Genomic DNA, 17,820 nt, shown 5'->3' on the forward strand with positions numbered 1-17,820 from the left:
GGCGGCCGGCGCGGCCGGCATCGCGCTGCAGCCGCTGGGCATGTTCTGCCGCGAGGCGCGGCTGCCGCCGGCGGTGCTGGTCGGCTACACGGCCCTGACGCTGGCGCAGGCGCGCCACGCGGGGCGCGCGCTGGCGAAGGTGCTGGCCGGATTCGCGGAAGGGAAGGCCTAGGCGGCGAGCGCCGCTTCGAGCCTGGCGATCGCCGCGTCGAGATCGGCGACGAAGAACACCTGCCGGCCGCGATTGCTCTCGACGATGAAGTCGTGCAGCGCTCCGGCGCGGACCTCGGAGAAATCGCCGACGATGGCCAGCAACAGATGGTAGTTCACGAACATCTGCAGCAGTTCGCCGGCCACGCCGGTGCGCAGCACGAGGAAGTCGGGATGCAGGCAGGCGGCGTCGATCGCGATGCCGTCGAGATCCCGGTGGCCGTGGCCGAGCATGATGTCGAGCGCGTCCTGGCGGCTGCGCACGGGGGTATCGACACTGCTGACGTGGACGATGCGGCTCGTGGGCCGCTCGATCAGGCGTGCTTCCATGGAGAGTCGGATCCGGTTCGTCGTGCTGGCTGGGGATGCCGGCGCGCGGGCCGGCGCAGGCAACGGTCTGGCGATATCGCGCGGCGTGGTCGTCGAGCCGGCCGCGCGCCGCCTCAGGGCTTGGCCGCCGAAGCGCCGGCCGCGCCCGATGCGGCGGCCGCCTGCGCCGCCTTGCGCTTCAGGCAGTTCTGCGTGACCAGCATGGTGGCCTGGTCGGGGTTCAGCAGGGTGGGCGCGCCGTAGATCTCCTCGATCGCCTGGTCGACGGCCTGCGCGTCGGGGCCGTTGCCGTAGTACTTGTGCGACTGCGCGATCGCCTGTTCCTTGGTCTTGTGCTTCTTGCGCCAGCCGGAGATCTGCGCGGCCACGTCGCCGACCGCGAAACAGCGATCGTCGAAGGCCTGGGCCTGGGACGGGAGAGCCGGCAGCGCGAGCGCGCAAGCGAGGGCAAGGGACAAGACGGCTTGCTTCATCGGGAATTCCTGTGGATCGGGAGCGCGGTGCGCCGGTCGTGCCGTCCGCTGCCGCGAGAATCCGCACAGTCTATCGAAAAGCGGCCAGGCGGGAGGTTGGCGCGCCCGCTTTGGCCTCCAGCGATGATGCGGCGCAATGCCGCATAACACGATCGCGCGACGAAACCGCGCCGGCTCGGCGCGTGCGCCGTCGCTGCATCGCGGCGTGCTCGCGCGAGGCCGCGAGCGCGCCTTTCCGCGCGCGATTCAACATATGGGAAGCCGTCGCACAACTTGATCAGCCCTGATTCGGCGGATACCGTTCGCATGCAATCGAGCAGGTCTGGCGCAGCGAATAAAACCATTAATTGAATCAGGATACCTATTCAATGAAACGGCATATCCGAGCGGTATTTTTTTCATTGCCCTTATTCATATCGGCATTGTCTTCCTATCACGCGGGCGCGGCTTCGGTGACGGGCGCCGCGGCGCCCGGCAGCGGTGCCGCGCCCGCCGCGCAGCAGGCCTGGCCGCCCGCCTGGCCGCTGGTGCGGCAGGTGCCGGTGCCACCGCCGCCGATGGGCTGGGCGAGCTGGAACGGGCACGGCTGCAACATCAATGAAAAGGTGATTCACGACGCGGCCGATTACCTGGTCAGCAGCGGCCTGAAAAGTGCCGGATATGTCTATGTTAACGTCGATGATTGCTGGTCGGAATTGACTCGCGATTCACAAGGGAAATTGAATGGAAATCATGTATCGTTTCCAAGCGGAATGACCGCGCTCGGCGATTACATCCATTCCAAGGGATTGAAATACGGGATTTACGCGACGCCGGGCCTGCGTACCTGTGCCCAGCTCAACAATCTGCAGAACGAACTCGCCCCCGGCGCGCCCGGCAACGAGGCCAACGGCAATACCGGCAGCCAGGGCCACGAGGCGCTCGACGCGGCCACCTTCGTGCAATGGGGCGTCGACTACCTGAAATACGACTGGTGCACCAAGGGCTCGACCGCGGCGCCGGCCCAGGTGCCGGTATTCGCGAAGATGCGCGACGCGCTGCGCCAGGCGGCGCTCGGCGCCGGCCGCAAGGGCTACCTGTTCTACAGCATCAACCCCGACAGCTTCAACGACTCGAAGACGGGCCGCGACTACGACTGGGGCAACGTGGCCGACATGTGGCGCACCGAGGAGGACATCTCCTACGACACCGGCGACAACTTCACGCCGGGCTGGCCGCGCCTGGTGGGGCAGAACTTCGAGGGCAACGTGTTCCCCGAGGCGCAGCACACGGGCCGCTACAACGATCCGGACATGATGCTGGCCGGCATGGGCCTGACCGACGAGCAGGACCGCTCGCACATCGCGCTGTGGGCCATCTCGGGCGCGCCGATGATCCTCGGCAACGACTTCACCGGCCGCCCGCCCAAGGCCGCCACGCTGGCGCTGCTGAAGAACCCCGAGATGATCGCGATCGACCAGGACGGGCTCGGCCTGCAGGGCGTGCTGGTGGCCAATCCGGCGCCCGGCGTCGAGGTCTGGGCCAAGCCGCTGATGGGCAACGGCCGTCGCGCGGTACTGCTGTTCAACAACTCGACGAAGGACGCGAGCATGGCGGTGAGCTGGCGCGAGCTCGGGCTCGAGCCGCTGGTGCCGGGCCTGGTGCGCGATGTCTGGGCGCGCGCCAATGCCGGCATCGGCATCGGCCGCTTCGAGACGCGCGTGCCGGCCGGGACCAGCCGCCTCTACGTGATCCAGGGCGCCGACACGGCGGCCGTGCCGTATCGGCCCAGCGCCTACCAGCCGAGCGCGGACCTGTCGTCCTGCGGCGGCTGCGAGCCGAACGCGCAGCTCGTGAATCCGGCCACGGTCAGCTTCGACAACGTGGTCTCGCAGCGCGCCGGCGGCTACCTGCAGATCGCCTACCAGAACACCGGCAGCGAACCGGTCGACGCGCTGCTCAGCGTCAACGGCGGGCCGGGCAGCATCGTCTCGCTGCCGCCGACCGGCGCCGCCTGGGGGCTGGGCGGCGTGAGCGTCGAGGCCGCGCTGAAGCCGGGCCGCAACAGCGTGGTGCTGGCCAAGTGGCACGATCCGTCGGCGGCGCTGTCGATCCAGCGCGTGGCCGTGGTGGCCGGGCCGCTCGCCTACCAGCCGCCGCGCGCGGCCTACGAGGCCGAGTCGCCCCTCAACACGCTGAGCGGGCAGGCGGCCGTGTATGACTGCGCGAGCTGCTCGGGCGGCAAGAAGGTCGGCTACATCGGCCAGGCCAACACGCTGAGCTTCAACCAGATCGCGGCACCGAAGGCCGGCGCCTATTCGATCGACATCCTGTACGGCAACGGCGAACCGAACGGCCGCAACGCGCAGGTCAGCGTGAACGGCGGCACGCCGGTCACGCTCGCGCTGCCCTCGACGGGCAGCTACGACACGATCCGCCATGCCGCGGTGACGGTGAACCTGCAGGCCGGCTCGCGCAATACGCTGACGATCTCGAATCCGAGCGACTGGGCGCCGGATATCGATGCGATCGGCTGGCCGACGCCGCTGAGGTAAGCGCGCCGCGCACCGGGAACGGCAACGGGGCATGCCCGCCTGGGCATGCCCCGTTTTTCTTTGTTGGCTGGCCTTGTCAGGCGCGGGAAAACACCATGCAGACCGGGCTGCCTGTCGAGCTGAGCTGCCCGGTGGGCGAGAGGCGGCCGCTGCCGGCATCGACCGAGAAGCCCGCGATGCTGTCGCTGTCCTCGTTGAGCGCATACAGCAGGCGGCCATCCGGCGAGAGCGTGAAGAAGCGCGGCGTGCGCCCGCCCGTCGATACGGCTTCCACGAAGGCGAGCCGGCCGTTGTCGGGATCGATGCGCAACAAGGCGATGCTGTCGCTGCCGCGATTCGAGGCGTAGAGGAAGCGCCCGCCGGCGTCGATCTGGATGCCCGCCGCGCGGCTGTTGCCCGTGTAGCTGTCGGGCAGCGCCGAGACGATCTGCCTGGGCAGCAGTTCGCCGCTGTCGGCGCGATAGTCGTAGGTGGTCACCGTCGAATCGAGCTCGTTGACGCAATAGACCCAGGGCCGCGACGGATGGCAGGCGAGATGGCGCGGGCCGGCCGTCTCGCGCGTGGCCACGAAGGGCGGCTCGGCGGGCGTGAGCCGCCCGGCTTCGTAGCGGAATACGAAGATGCGATCGAGGCCCTTGTCGGGCACCAGCACGAAGCGGCCGTCGGGCGAGAAGGGATTGAAATGCGGCTTGGCCTGCTGCTGCTCGATGCGATGCGGGCCGATCGGGCCGTCCAGCGCGAGGCATTGCGCGAGCGCGCCGAGCGAGCCGTCGGCCGCGATCGGCAGCACCGCGAGGCTTGCGCCCAGGTGGTTCGAGACCAGCGCGTGGCGCCCATCCGGCGCGAGCGCGACGTGGACGGGGTTCCTGCCGCCGGTGTCCTGCTGGTTCAGGAAGGCGAGGTGCCCGCTCGCGCGGTCGATCGCGAAGGCGCTCAGCTCGCTGCGATCGCCGTGCACGCTGTACAGGCGCTCGCCGCGCGCATCGATCGCGAGGAAGGACGGGTTGACCAGATCGCCGAGCACCTGCACGGGATCGAGCGCGCCGGTCGAGGGATCGACGCGGAACACGCTGATGCCCTCGCCGCGGGCGTTGCGCTCGCGCGTGGTGCGCGAGCCGACATAGGCGTACATGCTGCGGATTCTCCTCGATGCCCTACCTGTGGAAAGCGCCGGCCCGGTCATGCTGTCCGGCAGACGCCGGATTGTATTGCTTCTGGATTGCGCGCGACGGCACGGATATCCAAATAGGTCATGACCGTTTCGCGAGAATGGTGCTGGCGCCGCCGTGCTGCACGGCACCCTGCGACGAGCCTGGGCCGCGCAATTTCCGAAGCGTCTGCCTTGCCGGGGCTAATCGATCACCGGCGGATTGCGCGGCAAGCCGCCAAAGGACGGTCTCGTATTCTGGCCTGTCGGGCTGATGGCTTGCTCCTTGTTCGGTCTTTGCCCGGAGATCGTCACGCCTTTGTTGCCGATGAACGTGATGTCGTAATCGTTGTGGCTTTTCGCGCCTAGATTCATGAGGAAGTTATTCAAGACTTCCTGATAACCGGGACGTGTCGAAGGGTAGGCCTCGTAGCGATCGTCATACAAAGTCCAGTAGCCGTTGAACGAATATGTCGTGTCCGTCAATACAAGATCACCAAACACTCGCCCGGTCACGCGTCCGAGGATGCCAGCAACCCAGATGTCCTTGTCCCCGTGGCTGAAGAGGTTCGTGTCGAATTGCGCATCGATGTGGTACGTGCCAGGCCCGTTCGCAAGGTCCAGTGCGACTCTCTTGATAGGATCGAAATCGGCAATTCCCATCTGCAGGTTCATCGATTCAATGTTCATGCTTCTCATGGAGCCATCTCCGTACAACCAATAATATATTGCTGATGTGGTCAATAACGCGGTTCCATAAAATTGGAAATTCGAGGGTTGCTGGAGGAACATGCCCGGGTAGTACTGGGCAGCGTATACGCCGAACAGAGAGGTCAGGATGTTCGACTGATTCAACGTCAAGCCATACGGTGTGGCGCCGGCGATATTCTTGAACCCCTCGCCAATTCCGAGCCATTGTGAAAATGATGCATATATTCCGAGTTGGGCGCGCAGCACTATATCCGATGCATTGACCAGGCCTTGGGCCAACGCGGTGAGTGTTCCTATCGTGTCGCCTTGGCTTGCGGCGCCCAATATATTGAGTCCGTTGATCAGATACACCTTCCCAAGCAGCAGGATAGGGGTGGTTCCGCTGTTCGTCATGAGTTCGGGAGGCAAGGCTGGATGTCCCATTCGCGGTAGATCTGCCGGGGAACTGGTGATGACGTTGCCGGAGCCGTCGACGATGATCGGGGCCAAGGTAATCTCGGGCTGGATTGCCAGGCTTTTCGACATGCCGGACAGGCCAAGTGCCGGAGCCGATGCGATTGCGCCAATTAGTGATCGGCGGATTTTAAACTTGTTGTTGTCATTGGAATTTTCCATCTTCTTCCCCGGAAACAATGGTTTGTGACGTGATGAGGCAGGGTATGATCAGCCGGTGCGCATCCATACGGAGAACGGCATGACTGCAAGTAATTGGTGGTTCTCGATCGGCGTTCCGACTGCGCTATACGTCCTGGGGTTGGGGTATGCGGTATGTCGAGTATTCGGTCCGCCCCATGGACGTTTCCCGATAATAGGGCGAGTGGCTTGGGGCTGGTGCGGTTTTTTAATCGTGGCCGGCACTTGGGTGACGATAGATGTCGCGAGACGAGACGCGGACGCTGTCGTTCTCGCGTCTGCAGCCATGTATTTGTCAATGATTGGTGTTGTGTGGGGAGTTCTGGGGGCTTTATTGCATTCTGTTATTTCTATAGTGCGCGGTCAGATTCCGCTTCGAAGATAATTCGAATGTTTGCTTCTTATATGGAATGCGTTGCATTTTTGTGATGAAGTTGCATGCTTGTGTCGTTGCCTCCTCGCGTCGGTGATTTGGGTAGGTGGAAAAATACGTTATCGAAGTTTCCATAAATACAGCGCAATCTTTCAATTGCGAAAGAAATTGACGAGATGTTGCCGTATTTGCTCAAACAGCATCGAAGCAAGCCACGAGCCGCCGGCGCAATTCTGAAATCCTCACACACGCCTACTCGAACCTCGACGCGCATGTGCCGCGCGTTTCGCTCTAGCGCCGATGGCGCTTGGGTGATGCGCCGAGCGCGCACGGCCGGTAGCCAGGCACGGCCCAAGCCTGGCGATCGTGCCCCATAGCCTTCCAGGATTTTGCCCGAAATTGCATTTTCCATTTGAAATATGCAAAATGCGCGGCATGACCTCGACCTCCAGCCCCCTTGCCGCCGCCCTTGATGCGACCCTCACCCTCGACGGCGCGCGCTACCGCATCGTCGACCTGCCGGCTCGCTTCGGCGCGCGCCTGCGCGAGCTGCCCGTGGTGCTGCGGCTGCTGCTGGAGAACGTGATCCGCCATCACCAGGGCGAGGAGCAGCGCGCCGCCGTCGACGGCATCCTGGCCTGGATCGAGCACGCCAGCAGCGAGATCGAGATCGCCTTCCAGCCGAACCGCGTGCTGATGCACGACACCACCAGCACGCCGGCGCTGGTCGATATCGCCGGCATGCGCGACGCGCTGGCCGAAGCCGGCGTCGATCCCTCGGTGCTCAATCCGGTGCTGCCCGTCGATGCCTCGGTCGACCATTCGCTGGCCGTGGAAGTGCATGGCGAACCCGACGCGGCGCCGCGCAACCTGCGCATCGAACTGGCCCGCAACGCCGAGCGCTACCGTTTCCTGCGCTGGGCCGCGAAGGCCGTCACGGGCGTGCGGATCCATCCGCCCGGCACCGGCATCATGCACACGCTCAATCTCGAACAACTGGCGAGCGTGGTCGGCGTGATCGAGCGCGACGGCGAGCGCTGGGCCGTGCCCGACACGCTGATCGGCACCGACAGCCACACGCCGATGATCAACGGCATCGGCGTGCTCGGCTGGGGCGTGGGCGGCCTGGAGGCGCAGACGGTGATGTTCGGCATGCCGGTGATGCAGCGCATTCCCGAGGTGATGGGCGTGAGGCTGAGCGGCGCGCTGCCGCCGGGCGTGCTGGCCACCGACCTGGCGCTGACGGTCACGCAGCGGCTGCGCGAGATCGGCGTGACGGGCGAATTCGTCGAGTTCTTCGGGCCCGGCGTGAGCACGCTGAGCGCAGGCGAGCGCGCGGTGGTGGCCAACATGGCGCCCGAATACGGCGCGACCACCGGCTATTTCCCGATCGATGCGCGCACGCTCGACTATCTGCGCGAGACCGGCCGCGACGCCGCCGCGATCGCGCTGGTGGAGGCCTATGCGCGGCGCGTCGGGATCTGGTTCGAGCCCGAGGCGCAGCCGCGTTACACGCGCCGCATCGAGATCGCGCTCGACGGCATCGCGATGCAGGTGGCGGGGCCGCGCCGGCCGCAGGACCGGCTGCCTTACACGGCCGTGGCCGAGACGCTCGCGAAGCTGGACGGCGCGCCGCCGGCGAGCGGGGCGCGGACGACGAACCTGCCGCATCATCCGGTGGCGATCGCCGCGATCACGAGCTGCACGAACACCTCCGATCCGGCCTTGCTGATCGCCGCCGGGCTGGTGGCGCGGCGCGCGCGCGAACGCGGCCTGACGGTGCCGGCCTGGGTCAAGACCTCGCTCGCGCCGGGTTCGCCGGCGGCGGCGGCCTATCTCGAACGCGCCGGGCTGATCGGGGATCTCGACGCGCTCGGTTTCTCGATCGTCGGCTACGGCTGCACCACCTGCATCGGCAATTCAGGACCGCTTGGCGAGCCGATCCGCGCGGCGCTGGCCGCCAAGGCCGCGCGCCCGGTGGCGATGCTGTCGGGCAACCGCAATTTCCCGGGCCGGATCCATCCCGAGCTCGAACTCGGTTTCATCATGTCGCCGCCGCTGGTGATCGCCTTCGCGCTGGCCGGCGATGCGGCGCGCGACCTCGGCAGCGAGCCGCTGGGCCTGGCGCACGACGGCACGCCCGTGCACCTGCATGAACTGTGGCCGACGCGCGAGGAAATCGATGCGCTGGTCGCGCGCGCCAACGAGCCGGGCGACTACCGCCGCGCCTTCGCGATCGCCAGCGCCAATCCCGCCTGGCACGCGCTGGAAGCGCCGGATTCGGCGCGCTTCCCCTGGGATCCGGCCTCGAATGCGCTGCGCCGCCCGCCCTTCGCCTCGGCCGAGGCGGGCAGCCAGCTCGGCCATTACGTGGCGCATCCGCTGGCCGTCTATGGCGACGACGTGACCACCGATCACATCTCGCCGGCCAGCGCGATCCCGAAGCACAGCCCCGTCGCCGATTTCCTGGTCGAGCGCGGCGAGGATCGCGAGGACCTGAACGTGTTCGCGTCGCGGCGCGGCAACTGGGAGGTGATGCTGCGCGCGGCCTTCTACAACCGCACGCTGGAGAACCGCCTGCGTGCCGGCTTGCCGGTCGCGCACACGGTGCATGCGCCCTCGGGCGAGGCCATGCCGCTGCACGAGGCGGCGGCGCGCTATCGCGAGGCGGGCGAGGCGGTGGTGCTGGTGGCGGGCGCGCGCTACGGCACGGGATCGTCGCGCGACTGGGCCGCCAAGGGCCAGCGCCTGCTCGGCATCCGCGCGGTGCTGGCCACCAGCTTCGAGCGGATCCATCGCTCGAACCTGATCGGCATGGGCATCCTGCCGCTGCGCATGATCGAGCTCGCGCATCCCGATGCGCTGGCGCTGCAGCCGGGCGACCGGATCGAGATCGATGCGCGCGAGGCGGTGCTGCAGCCGCGTGCCGCCGTGCGCGTGAGCATCGTGCGCGCGCACGGCCGCGTCGAGCCGCTGGCCGCGCTGGCCGCCGTCGAGACGCGGCTCGAATGCGAGCTGCTGCGCGCGGGCGGCGTGATCCCCTTCATCCTGCGCCGCCACCTGCCGCGCGCGGACGCGGCGGCGCTTGCGTGATGCGCCGAAACGCGGACAATGGGCGGCCCTGCCACGCCTATCCTTCATGCCGGCTTCCATGACCGACCGATCGATCGCCGCCCGCATCGTCGAGCTGATCCGCAGCGAGCAGCTCGAGGCCGGCGCCCACCTGCCGGCGCAGATGCTGGCGGACCGCCTGCGCGTGTCGCGCTCGCCCGTCAACGAGGCGCTCGCGCTGCTGCACGAGAAGGGCGTGGTGACGCGCGAACGCCATCGCGGTTTCTTCGTGGCGCGGGCCTTGCGCGAGCCGCTGGAGGAGGTGGTCGGCGGGCTCGGCCTGGACGAGGCGGACCTGGTTTCCAGCGTGTATTTCCGCATCGCCGACGATCGCCTGCGCGGCGAGCTGCCCGACGAATTCTCCGAGCAACTGATCCGCCAGCGCTACGGCCTGACCGGCGCGCAGCTCAATGCCGTGCTGGCGCGCATCGCGGGCGAGGGCTGGGCCGAGCGCAAGCCGGGTTACGGCTGGGCCTTCTCGACCATGCTGACCACGCCCGACAGCCTGCTGCAGTCGTATCGGCTGCGACTCGCGCTGGAGCCGGCCGCGCTGCTCGAACCCGGCTACCGGCTCGATCCGCGCGTGCTCGAACGCTGCCGCGAGACCGAGCTGCAACTGCTGGCCGGCGGCATCGAGACGGCCAGCGCCGATGCGTTGCACGATCGCGGCGTGCGTTATCACGAGGCACTGGTCGAGGCGTCCGGCAACCCCTTCTTCATCGACACGATCCGCCGCGTCAATCGCGTGCGGCGCCTGCTGTCGTATCGCTCGATGCGGCATCGCGAGCGTTATGCCGAGCACTGCCGCCAGCACCTGCACGTGCTCGACCTGCTCGCGCGCGAGCGCAACGAGGAGGCCGCCGAGGCGCTGCGCGAGCACCTGCTGCATACGCTCGACGCGCTCGCGCGCATCAGCGGGATACTCGAATCGCCATCGCCCCGATCCCCGGCGCGGGAAACCGCGCCCGTCCCGTCCGCCGCCGCGCCTGCCGGCCAGCGGCCCAACCGAACCCGACGCGCCTCATGAACCTCGATCCCGCCATCGCTTCCTCCCTCGTTTCCGCCTTCGCTCCGCACGGCGTGCTGCGCGCCTCGATCAACCTCGGCAACCCGATCCTGGCCGGCCACGATCCCGCCAGCGGCGCGCCGGCCGGCGTCTCGGTCGACCTGGCGCGCGCGCTCGGCGCGGAGCTTGGCGTGCCGGTCGAGCTGGTGGTGTTCGCCACCGCCGGCGAATCGGTGGCGGCGGTCGGCGACGAACGCGCCGACGTCGGTTTCTTCGCGATCGATCCGCTGCGCGCCGAGTCGATTGCCTTCACCTCGCCCTATGTGCTGATCGAGGGCTGCTACCTGGTGCGCGAGGCCTCGCCGATCCGCGCCAACGAGGAGGTCGACCGGCCCGGCGTGCGCGTCACGGTCGGCAAGGGCAGCGCCTACGACCTGTTCCTGACGCGCGAGCTGAAGGCGGCCGCCATCGAGCGCGCGCCGTCCTCGCCGGCGGTGGTGTCGACCTTCCTGGCCGAGGGGCACGACGTGGCGGCCGGCGTGAAGCAGCAACTGGAAGCCGACGCGGCGCGGCAGCCGGGCCTGCGCCTGCTCGACGGCCGCTTCATGGTGATCCGCCAGGCGATGGGCCTGCCCCGCAGCCGCGGCCAGGCGGCCGCCGAGGCGCTCGACACCTTCGTGGAGGCGCACAAGGCCTCGGGCTTCGTTGCCGAGGCGCTGGCCCGGCACCATGTGGCGGGCGCCTCGGTGGCGCCGGCCGGGCGGGGCTGAGCGCGCGCTCCTGACTGCCGTTCGGGCAGGTCCCTATAATCGGGACCTGGCACGCCGTCGTGGCGGCGCCGGGCAGCCGTCCATCGCGTGATCCGAATGCAAGGAGACGTCCCTTGAGAATCGACCGAGCAGGCTTCGCCGCCATCCTGCGCCATGCCGCCGGGTTGCTGTTGTGCGGATTCGGCGCCTGCGCGTTCGCGCAAGCCGGCGGCCAGGCCAACGACGCCGCGCATGTCGCCAACAGCGCGACCGGCAGCCAGGCCGAGCAGGTGTTCGCGGCGGTCTCGCCGAAGGTCTGGACGGTGCGGGCCGAGCAGCCGCAAGGCAACCAGTACCTGATCGGCAGCGCGGTGCTGATCGCGCCGGGCCGTTTCATCACCGCCTGCCACGTGGTCGAGAAGTCGATCGCGGTGACGCTGGGCAACAACGGCGCCACGCTGAAGGTGGACGAGGTGCTGCGCGATCCCGACAACCGCCGCGATCTCTGCCTGCTGCGCGTGGCCGGCAAGTTCGAGGTGGCGCCGGTGCAGGTCGCGCCGATCAGCACCTTGCGGGTCGGGCAGCGCGTCTACGTGATCTCCAGCCCGCGCGGGCTGGAACTGTCGCTGACCGACGGGCTGATTTCCTCGCTGCGCCAGGAGCCCGAGAGCACGGTGCCGATCATCCAGTCGTCCACGCCCGTCACCAGCGGCTCCAGCGGCGGCGGCCTGTTCGACCAGCAGGGGAGGCTGGTGGGCGTGGTGCGTTCGGTGGCGACGGCCACCGAGAATTTCGCGTTCTCGTATCCGGCCGAATGGGTCGCCCAGCTTCCCGAGCGCTACGCGAAGGAAATCGCGGCCTGGCAAGGCGAGATGAAGGCCGCCGGGGTGCGCTTCGGCGCCGACGGCAGCGTGGCGGGCAGCGGCTACGCCGCGCTCGGCGATGTCGACGCGCTGCCGGTGCCGGCCGCGCAGAAGGCGCCGGTGGTGCTGGCCTACAAGCAGTTCCTGCTGCTGGCCGCGCCGCGCGTCTTCGTGTTCACCAGCGACGGCAAGTTCGGCAGCTTCTCGAGCTCGGCCGAATTCGCGCGCTTCCAGGACGATTGCCGCAAGTCGAAAGTCACGTTCAGGCTGTATGCCGTCGACAACGCGGTGGTCTGGCAGGCGCCGGCTTCCGCCAGCACGCCCGCCTCGGCGCCGGCAGCCGCGCCTTCGCCCGCCAGCCGGTGAGCGGCACGGCCGGCGCCGCGATGTCAGCCGCCGGCGCCCGCCAGGTGCGCCGCTTCCTGGTTCGCCATCCTCAATAACCTGTCGATCAGCGCCAGCACCTCGGGGCGGCATTCGTCGCGGGCGTGCACGATGTAGGACTTCAGCGGCGACACCACCTCGCGCCGGCTCAGGCGCACCAGCGGGCTGCGCGCCAGATGGGCGGCGGCCACCGGCACGCGCGCCAGCGCCACGCCGAGCCCGGCCTCGGCGGCGGCCAGCACCAGCGTGTAGTCCTCGAAGCGTCGATCCTGCGCGCGCGGCTTGAGCGCGATGCCGAGCGGCTCGAACCAGGCACGCCAGCCGGTCGCGTCGGAGTCGTGCAGCAGCGGGGCATCGAGCAGGGCGGCCTCGCCGTGACGGCGCATGGCCTTGGCCAGTTGCGCGGCCAGCGCCGGATGCGCGACCGGGTAGAGCGTTTCGGGCAGGAAGGGCCTGGCCTCCAGATGGCGCCAGTTGCCGCGTCCGTAGCGGATCGCCAGGTCGGCCTGGCCGCCCGCGATATCGACGGCGCGATGGTCGATGTCGAGCTCGATGCGCAGGGCCGGTGCTTCGTTCTCCAGATCGCCGTGGCGGGCCAGGAACCACAGGCTGGCGAAGGCCGGCACCATGCTCAGCTTGACCAGGCGCGCGCTGCGCGGCGAGCGCCATTGGTCGGCCGCGCTGTCGATGATGCCGAAGGCCTGCTCGATGCGGCTGACGAAGCGCTGCCCGTCCAGGGTCGGCCGCACGCCTCGCGCGTGGCGCTCGAACAGCTTCACGCCGAGCCAGTTCTCCACGGCCGCGATGCGCCGGCTGATCGCGCCGTGCGTGAGGCCGGAGATCTCGGCGGCGGCCAGGAAGGAACCGTGGCGCGCCACGTTGCAGACCGTCTCGAGACTGGCCAGCGGTGGCCGCGCGGCGTCGGGCGCGGCGTCGGCGAGCCGTGCCGCGGACGGGACGCGAGGGCGAGGTGAGCTGTGAGCCATATTCACAGGAAGACGTTGATCGATGCGCTAGCTTAACAGCTGGCGATGCGGCACGATCCCGGCATGAACACGCTCTCCCCGGCTTCGAAAAACTGCTCGCCGCGCGATCTCAGGCAGGTGCTGCTCGCGCTCGGCGCGGTCGCCTTCACGGTGGTGTCCTGGGCTTCGGCCTTTCCCTTCATCCGCATCGGCCTGCAGGGCCTGTCGCCGCTGCATCTGGCGGCGGGGCGCTTCGGCACCGCCGCCGTGCTGGTGCTCGCCTGGCTGGCCTGGCGGCGGCCGCGCCTGCCGGGCTGGCGCGACGGCCTGCGCTTCCTGTTGTGCGGGCTGTTCGGCATCGCCTTCTACAACGCCTTGCTGAACACCGGCGAGCAGACCGTCGCCCCCGGCGCGGCCAGCTTCATCGCCAGCACGCTGCCGATCTTCACCGCCGTGCTGGCGGTGCTGTTCCTCGGCGAGCGCATCAATGCCTGGGGATGGATCGGCTCGCTGGTCAGCCTGGCCGGCATCGCCGTGATCGCGCGCGGCCAGCCGGGCGGCCTGGCGCTCGGCGCCGGCAGCACGCTGATCCTCGCGGCGGCCTTTTGTACGGCGAGCTATTTCGTGTTGCAGCGGCGGCTGATTCCCGTCTATGGGCCGCTGGCCTGCACGGCCTATACGCTGCTGGCAGGAGCGCTCTGGCTCTCGCCGTGGCTGCCGGGCGCGATCGGCGCGCTGCCCGCGGCGCCTCACGGCACGCTCGCGGCGGTGCTGATGCTCGGCGTGTTCCCGGCCGCGCTCGGTTACGCGAGCTGGACCTACGCGCTCGGTTATTTCGGCGCCGCGCGCGCGGCGAACTTCCTGTACCTGTCGCCCGCTGTGGCCACCGCGCTGTCGGCCTGGCTGACCGGCGAGCGTCCCGGCCTCGCCACGCTGGCGGGCGGCGCCACGGCGATCGCGGGCGTGGTGCTGGTGGCTTGGCGCGGGCGGGGGTGAGTCGAACCGATGCGGTCCAGATACGCCTCAGTGGATGATTTCCGCTTGTCGGGCGAAAACCTTGGTCACATCGAAGTAGACGTTTTGCGTCTTTCCATCCTGGCTGGTCGTGTCGAGCATGTCGTAGCGAGCCTCGCCCCGCGTGATGAGTGATTGCCGGGTCATGCGGAGCTTTCTCGCCTGGAGCCACGAGTATTCCTCGCCGATATCCGCAACCTGGATGGCGGTTTCGGGGGACAGCCCGTCGCCGCTGTGGGCGATGTCCTGCGTGATGCCGAACAAGTAGAGCCTCATCTCGGCCTGGGCGGAGGCATTGCCGGCCTTGCCCAACAAATAGCTGTAGTTGGAGATCAGGCTGAAGATCGGAATGTCCCGGATCGGGCGAACCTTCTCGACCTCCCTGATCCTGGCCAAGGCGCCGTCGTAGTCGCCTTGCTGCGCAAGCTGCATGGCCTGCTTGCCCAGATCCCTGCACAGCTGGATCAGGTCAGGGTAGTTGAAGCTGTGATCCGCCAGGAACTGCAGGCGTTTCTCGTGAACCTGGCGATAGGCATCCGCGTATTGTCCGCTGAGCGGCAGCGGATCGAAGGGATTGGGCGCCGATCGGGTGATCGATGCCATGGCGCGCGGGTTGATTTCGAAATACGCGATGGCAGCCTGCCCGCCGCCGGATTGGCCGGCATAGCTGATCTTCTGCAAGGGGACATCATGATACTGATATCCCTGGATATTGGTGATGTTCGCCGAATGCAGGCTCATCCATTCATGGACCTCGGCGATCGTGATGACGCGAACCGGATCGTCGGGCGTGGCGCCGCTGCCGATACGGTTGTTCAAGATATCCGCCATGGCTTGCGCGCGGTTACGGCAATCCTTCGACAGGGACGGATTGAAATGTCCGTAGATATTGGCGCACAAGACCTGGACGTCGTAATCGGGGAATGCCGCCAGCGGAGCGTATTTGTTCAATTCCAGCAGGCGGTCCAGGCATCCGATCCCCTGCCTGCCCGGTCCAGGGCATTGGCTTCCCGCGCAGTGTCTTCGATATCGTGCGACAACTGCAGGAGATCGATCTTGTCGTCCCGGACGAATTTCTGTCTCTGCTGTTGAAGTTGGTCGATGTCGGGCGTGGAGGCCTGGGCCAGCGCATGGCCGGAAAGAAAGGCAATCGCGAGGCAAGGCAGCAGCTTCAATCTGCGCATGGTCTATTTGTTTGAAAGTTGTTTTGCGAAATAGTATCAATCGGCATCCGTGGTGGGGATGTTGTGGTCTCCGCCTCCGCATTACTTTCGTAATTATTGATATTCGATTGATATATGCCTTTTCGATGAATGGTGATTGAAGGGATTCGGGTGTCGGTAGCGTGACGGCTCATCGGCGATACCCGTCGTTTCGTCAGGCGTCGCCTTCAGCGCGGCGCCTGGAACATTTCGAGCGCGAACGCTATGAAGCTGCGCATCTTCGGCGTCATCTGCCTATCGGGCGCATACAGCAGGTGCAGGCTGCGATCGGGCGCCGGGAAATCCGTCAGCACCTCGACCAGGCGGCCTTCGGTGAGGTCGTCCTCGACCAACTCGGTGGGCTGCAGCAGCAGCCCCATGCCGGCACGCGCGGCCGCCATCAGCGCTTCTCCGCTGTCCACCACCAGCCGTCCACCCACCGGCACCGTCACGATGCCTTGCGGCCCCGTGAAGCTCCAGGCCGTGCCGAGTTGCGGATGCGCGAAGCGCAGGCATTCGTGGCGGCGCAGTTCGTCGGGATGGCGGATCGGCGCATGCGCGGCGAGATAGGCGGGCGACGCGCAGAGCCTGAGCCGATAGGGTGCCAGCTTGCGTGCCACCAGAGCGCTGTCGGCCAGTTCGCCGATCCGGAACGCCGCGTCGAAGCCTTCGTGGATCAGGTCGACATAGCGATTCGACAGGCACAGCTCGACCGACAGCGCCGGATAACGCGCCAGGTAGGCCGGCAGTACCTTCGAGACCGCATGCAGCCCGAAGGTGGTCGGCGCGCTGATCCGCAGCCGCCCACTGGGCTGGCGATGCGTCTCGGCCACCAGCCCCTCGGCGGATTCGACCTCGGCCAGGATGGTCTTGACCCGCTCGTGGTAGCTCGCGCCGATATCCGTCAGGTGCTGGCGCCGCGTGGTCCGGTTCAGCAGCCGCGCGCCCAGATGCCCCTCCAGCGCCTGCACATGCTTGCCGACCAGTTGCGAGGACATCTTCAGCGCCTCGCCCGCCGCCGAAAACGACCCGAGTTCCACCGCCTTCGCGAAGACGGCCATGCTGGTGAAGCGGTCCATTGGAAATTTCCTGTTTCAAGTGTCGAGCAATTTCGGTGATTTATCCCGATATGTTTCAAGTCTACGATGGCTGCTCCCTTTCAACACAGGAGTGGTCATGAAGGTCGCAATCAGCGGTACGGGAAACATGGGCGCGGGTCTGGCCGCGGCATTGGCGGGCGCGGCCCATCGGTTGGCGATCGGCGCGCGCGATCCGCAGAAGGCGCTTGCCTTCAGCACCGACGTCACCGACGCGGGATACGCCTCGTGAGCGAGCGCGGCGAGGTCTCGCCCCTGGCGGGCGCGCGCGTGCTGATCACCGGCGGCGGCTCGGGCATCGGCCTGGCCGTGGCACGCCGCGTGGTCGTCCGTGGCGGGGCGCCGATCCTGGTCGGGCGCGACGCCGCGAAGCTCGCGGCCGCCCAGGCCGAGTTGGGCGCGGCCGCGAGCGCGCATGCGCTCGACGTCACGGACGAGCGTGCCGTCGTCGACACGCTGGAGCGGATCGGGCGCATCGATCATCTGGTCACGGCGGCGGCCGGTAGCGTCAGGGGGAGTCTTGTCGACCTGGATGTCGTGGCGGCGCGCTCGCTGTTCGAGAGCAAGTACTGGGGGCAGCTTCACTGCCTCAAGCATGGCGCGCCGCGGCTCGCGCCGGGTGGTTCGATCACGCTGTTCTCGGGCTGGATCAGCCGCAAGCCGATGGTCGGCACGGCCACGCTGGCATCGGTCGATGCCGCGATCGAGGCGCTGGCGCGGGTCGCCGCGCTGGAGCTTGGACCGATCCGCGTGAACGCCGTCACGCCCGGCATGATCGATACGCCGCTGTGGCGCGCGCGCCTGTCGGCGCAGGCGCAGCGCGATTTCTTCGGCGAGCTGGCGCGCACGCTGCCGGTCGGGAAGGTGGGCACGGCCGACGATGTCGCGCACGCCGTGCAGTTCCTGATGGAAAACGGCTTCACGACGGGCGCGGTGCTGGACGTCGATGGTGGGCAGCGATGAGGTGAAGGGCCGGTGGCGAATGAGCTTGCCGGCGCGCGGCAGCGGGAGGCTTCGG

16 protein-coding genes are annotated in these 17,820 nt (G+C 67.7%); 8 read left to right on the plus strand and 8 right to left on the minus strand.

Features of this window, described 5'->3' with window-relative positions; genetic code table 11:
- Positions 1 to 168: 168 nt before the first annotated feature.
- Positions 169 to 540, minus strand: a complete 372-nt coding sequence (locus tag F3J18_RS19495) for a DUF4180 domain-containing protein (protein WP_096751675.1) — start codon at positions 538 to 540, stop codon at positions 169 to 171.
- Positions 541 to 653: 113 nt separating this feature from the next.
- On the minus strand, positions 654 to 1,013 hold the full coding sequence (locus F3J18_RS19500) for a hypothetical protein (RefSeq protein ID WP_025102112.1): 360 nt from the start codon (positions 1,011 to 1,013) through the stop codon (positions 654 to 656).
- A 422-nt stretch (positions 1,014 to 1,435) separates the two neighbouring features.
- Between F3J18_RS19500 and F3J18_RS19505 the strand changes: the two genes are divergently transcribed.
- Positions 1,436 to 3,547, plus strand: a complete 2,112-nt coding sequence (locus F3J18_RS19505; RefSeq protein ID WP_166913698.1) for a carbohydrate-binding protein — start codon at positions 1,436 to 1,438, stop codon at positions 3,545 to 3,547.
- A 76-nt stretch (positions 3,548 to 3,623) separates the two neighbouring features.
- Here the strand turns inward: F3J18_RS19505 and F3J18_RS19510 are convergent, their stop codons facing one another.
- Positions 3,624 to 4,679 (minus strand): lactonase family protein, encoded by a 1,056-nt coding sequence (locus tag F3J18_RS19510; protein ID WP_166913699.1) that lies wholly within the window; start codon positions 4,677 to 4,679, stop codon positions 3,624 to 3,626.
- A 219-nt stretch (positions 4,680 to 4,898) separates the two neighbouring features.
- Positions 4,899 to 6,020 (minus strand): lipid II-degrading bacteriocin, encoded by a 1,122-nt coding sequence (locus F3J18_RS19515; protein ID WP_166913700.1) that lies wholly within the window; start codon positions 6,018 to 6,020, stop codon positions 4,899 to 4,901.
- Positions 6,021 to 6,846: 826 nt separating this feature from the next.
- On the opposite strand from F3J18_RS19515, the gene acnA reads away from it, so the two are divergent.
- The 4 genes from acnA (at position 6,847) to F3J18_RS19535 (ending at position 12,506) form a co-directional block, all read left to right on the plus strand.
- The gene (gene acnA / locus F3J18_RS19520) at positions 6,847 to 9,504 is read left to right on the plus strand and encodes an aconitate hydratase AcnA (protein WP_166913701.1); all 2,658 of its coding nucleotides are present in this window, start codon (positions 6,847 to 6,849) and stop codon (positions 9,502 to 9,504) included.
- A gap of 58 nt (positions 9,505 to 9,562) precedes the next feature.
- The gene (locus tag F3J18_RS19525) at positions 9,563 to 10,549 is read left to right on the plus strand and encodes a GntR family transcriptional regulator (protein WP_166913702.1); all 987 of its coding nucleotides are present in this window, start codon (positions 9,563 to 9,565) and stop codon (positions 10,547 to 10,549) included.
- Positions 10,546 to 11,298, plus strand: a complete 753-nt coding sequence (locus tag F3J18_RS19530) for an ABC transporter substrate-binding protein (protein WP_166913703.1) — start codon at positions 10,546 to 10,548, stop codon at positions 11,296 to 11,298. The genes F3J18_RS19525 and F3J18_RS19530 overlap by 4 nt, the downstream gene beginning before the upstream one ends.
- 113 nt (positions 11,299 to 11,411) lie before the next feature.
- Positions 11,412 to 12,506, plus strand: coding sequence for a serine protease (locus F3J18_RS19535; protein ID WP_240154584.1), 1,095 nt, complete (start codon positions 11,412 to 11,414; stop codon positions 12,504 to 12,506).
- A gap of 23 nt (positions 12,507 to 12,529) precedes the next feature.
- Here the strand turns inward: F3J18_RS19535 and F3J18_RS19540 are convergent, their stop codons facing one another.
- Positions 12,530 to 13,516: a LysR substrate-binding domain-containing protein gene (locus F3J18_RS19540; protein WP_166913704.1), complete on the minus strand. Its 987-nt coding sequence runs from the start codon at positions 13,514 to 13,516 to the stop codon at positions 12,530 to 12,532.
- A gap of 57 nt (positions 13,517 to 13,573) precedes the next feature.
- Here F3J18_RS19540 and F3J18_RS19545 point away from each other — a divergent pair, with 57 nt between their 5' ends.
- Positions 13,574 to 14,485, plus strand: coding sequence for a DMT family transporter (locus F3J18_RS19545; protein WP_025101517.1), 912 nt, complete (start codon positions 13,574 to 13,576; stop codon positions 14,483 to 14,485).
- 27 nt (positions 14,486 to 14,512) lie between these two features.
- Here F3J18_RS19545 and F3J18_RS19550 read toward each other — a convergent pair whose 3' ends face one another.
- The 3 genes from F3J18_RS19550 to F3J18_RS19560 form a co-directional block, all read right to left on the minus strand.
- Positions 14,513 to 15,454 carry a DUF4919 domain-containing protein gene (locus tag F3J18_RS19550; protein ID WP_166913705.1) on the minus strand — a complete coding sequence of 314 codons (942 nt, stop codon included), beginning with the start codon at positions 15,452 to 15,454 and terminating at the stop codon, positions 14,513 to 14,515.
- Positions 15,451 to 15,687: a hypothetical protein gene (locus F3J18_RS19555; protein WP_166913706.1), complete on the minus strand. Its 237-nt coding sequence runs from the start codon at positions 15,685 to 15,687 to the stop codon at positions 15,451 to 15,453. Before F3J18_RS19555 ends, F3J18_RS19550 begins: the two co-directional genes overlap by 4 nt.
- A gap of 206 nt (positions 15,688 to 15,893) precedes the next feature.
- Positions 15,894 to 16,784 carry a LysR family transcriptional regulator gene (locus F3J18_RS19560; RefSeq protein WP_166913707.1) on the minus strand — a complete coding sequence of 297 codons (891 nt, stop codon included), beginning with the start codon at positions 16,782 to 16,784 and terminating at the stop codon, positions 15,894 to 15,896.
- A 97-nt stretch (positions 16,785 to 16,881) separates the two neighbouring features.
- Here F3J18_RS19560 and F3J18_RS19565 point away from each other — a divergent pair, with 97 nt between their 5' ends.
- On the plus strand, positions 16,882 to 17,034 hold the full coding sequence (locus F3J18_RS19565) for an NAD(P)-binding domain-containing protein (protein ID WP_205195495.1): 153 nt from the start codon (positions 16,882 to 16,884) through the stop codon (positions 17,032 to 17,034).
- On the plus strand, positions 17,031 to 17,765 hold the full coding sequence (locus F3J18_RS19570) for an SDR family oxidoreductase (RefSeq protein ID WP_166913708.1): 735 nt from the start codon (positions 17,031 to 17,033) through the stop codon (positions 17,763 to 17,765). The genes F3J18_RS19565 and F3J18_RS19570 overlap by 4 nt, the downstream gene beginning before the upstream one ends.
- Positions 17,766 to 17,820: the final 55 nt, after the last annotated feature.

The organism is Burkholderia sp. Ax-1720 (assembly GCF_011753035.1).
GTDB lineage: Bacteria > Pseudomonadota > Gammaproteobacteria > Burkholderiales > Burkholderiaceae > Burkholderia > Burkholderia gladioli.

Coding starts and splice junctions, on each gene's coding strand:
- F3J18_RS19495 (WP_096751675.1), bottom strand. CDS start 540: ATGGAAGCACGCCTGATCGAGCGGCCCACGAGCCGCATCGTCCACGTC.
- F3J18_RS19500 (WP_025102112.1), bottom strand. CDS start 1,013: ATGAAGCAAGCCGTCTTGTCCCTTGCCCTCGCTTGCGCGCTCGCGCTG.
- F3J18_RS19510 (WP_166913699.1), bottom strand. CDS start 4,679: ATGTACGCCTATGTCGGCTCGCGCACCACGCGCGAGCGCAACGCCCGC.
- F3J18_RS19515 (WP_166913700.1), bottom strand. CDS start 6,020: ATGGAAAATTCCAATGACAACAACAAGTTTAAAATCCGCCGATCACTA.
- acnA (WP_166913701.1), top strand. CDS start 6,847: ATGACCTCGACCTCCAGCCCCCTTGCCGCCGCCCTTGATGCGACCCTC.
- F3J18_RS19525 (WP_166913702.1), top strand. CDS start 9,563: ATGACCGACCGATCGATCGCCGCCCGCATCGTCGAGCTGATCCGCAGC.
- F3J18_RS19530 (WP_166913703.1), top strand. CDS start 10,546: ATGAACCTCGATCCCGCCATCGCTTCCTCCCTCGTTTCCGCCTTCGCT.
- F3J18_RS19545 (WP_025101517.1), top strand. CDS start 13,574: ATGAACACGCTCTCCCCGGCTTCGAAAAACTGCTCGCCGCGCGATCTC.
- F3J18_RS19555 (WP_166913706.1), bottom strand. CDS start 15,687: ATGCGCAGATTGAAGCTGCTGCCTTGCCTCGCGATTGCCTTTCTTTCC.
- F3J18_RS19560 (WP_166913707.1), bottom strand. CDS start 16,784: ATGGACCGCTTCACCAGCATGGCCGTCTTCGCGAAGGCGGTGGAACTC.
- F3J18_RS19565 (WP_205195495.1), top strand. CDS start 16,882: ATGAAGGTCGCAATCAGCGGTACGGGAAACATGGGCGCGGGTCTGGCC.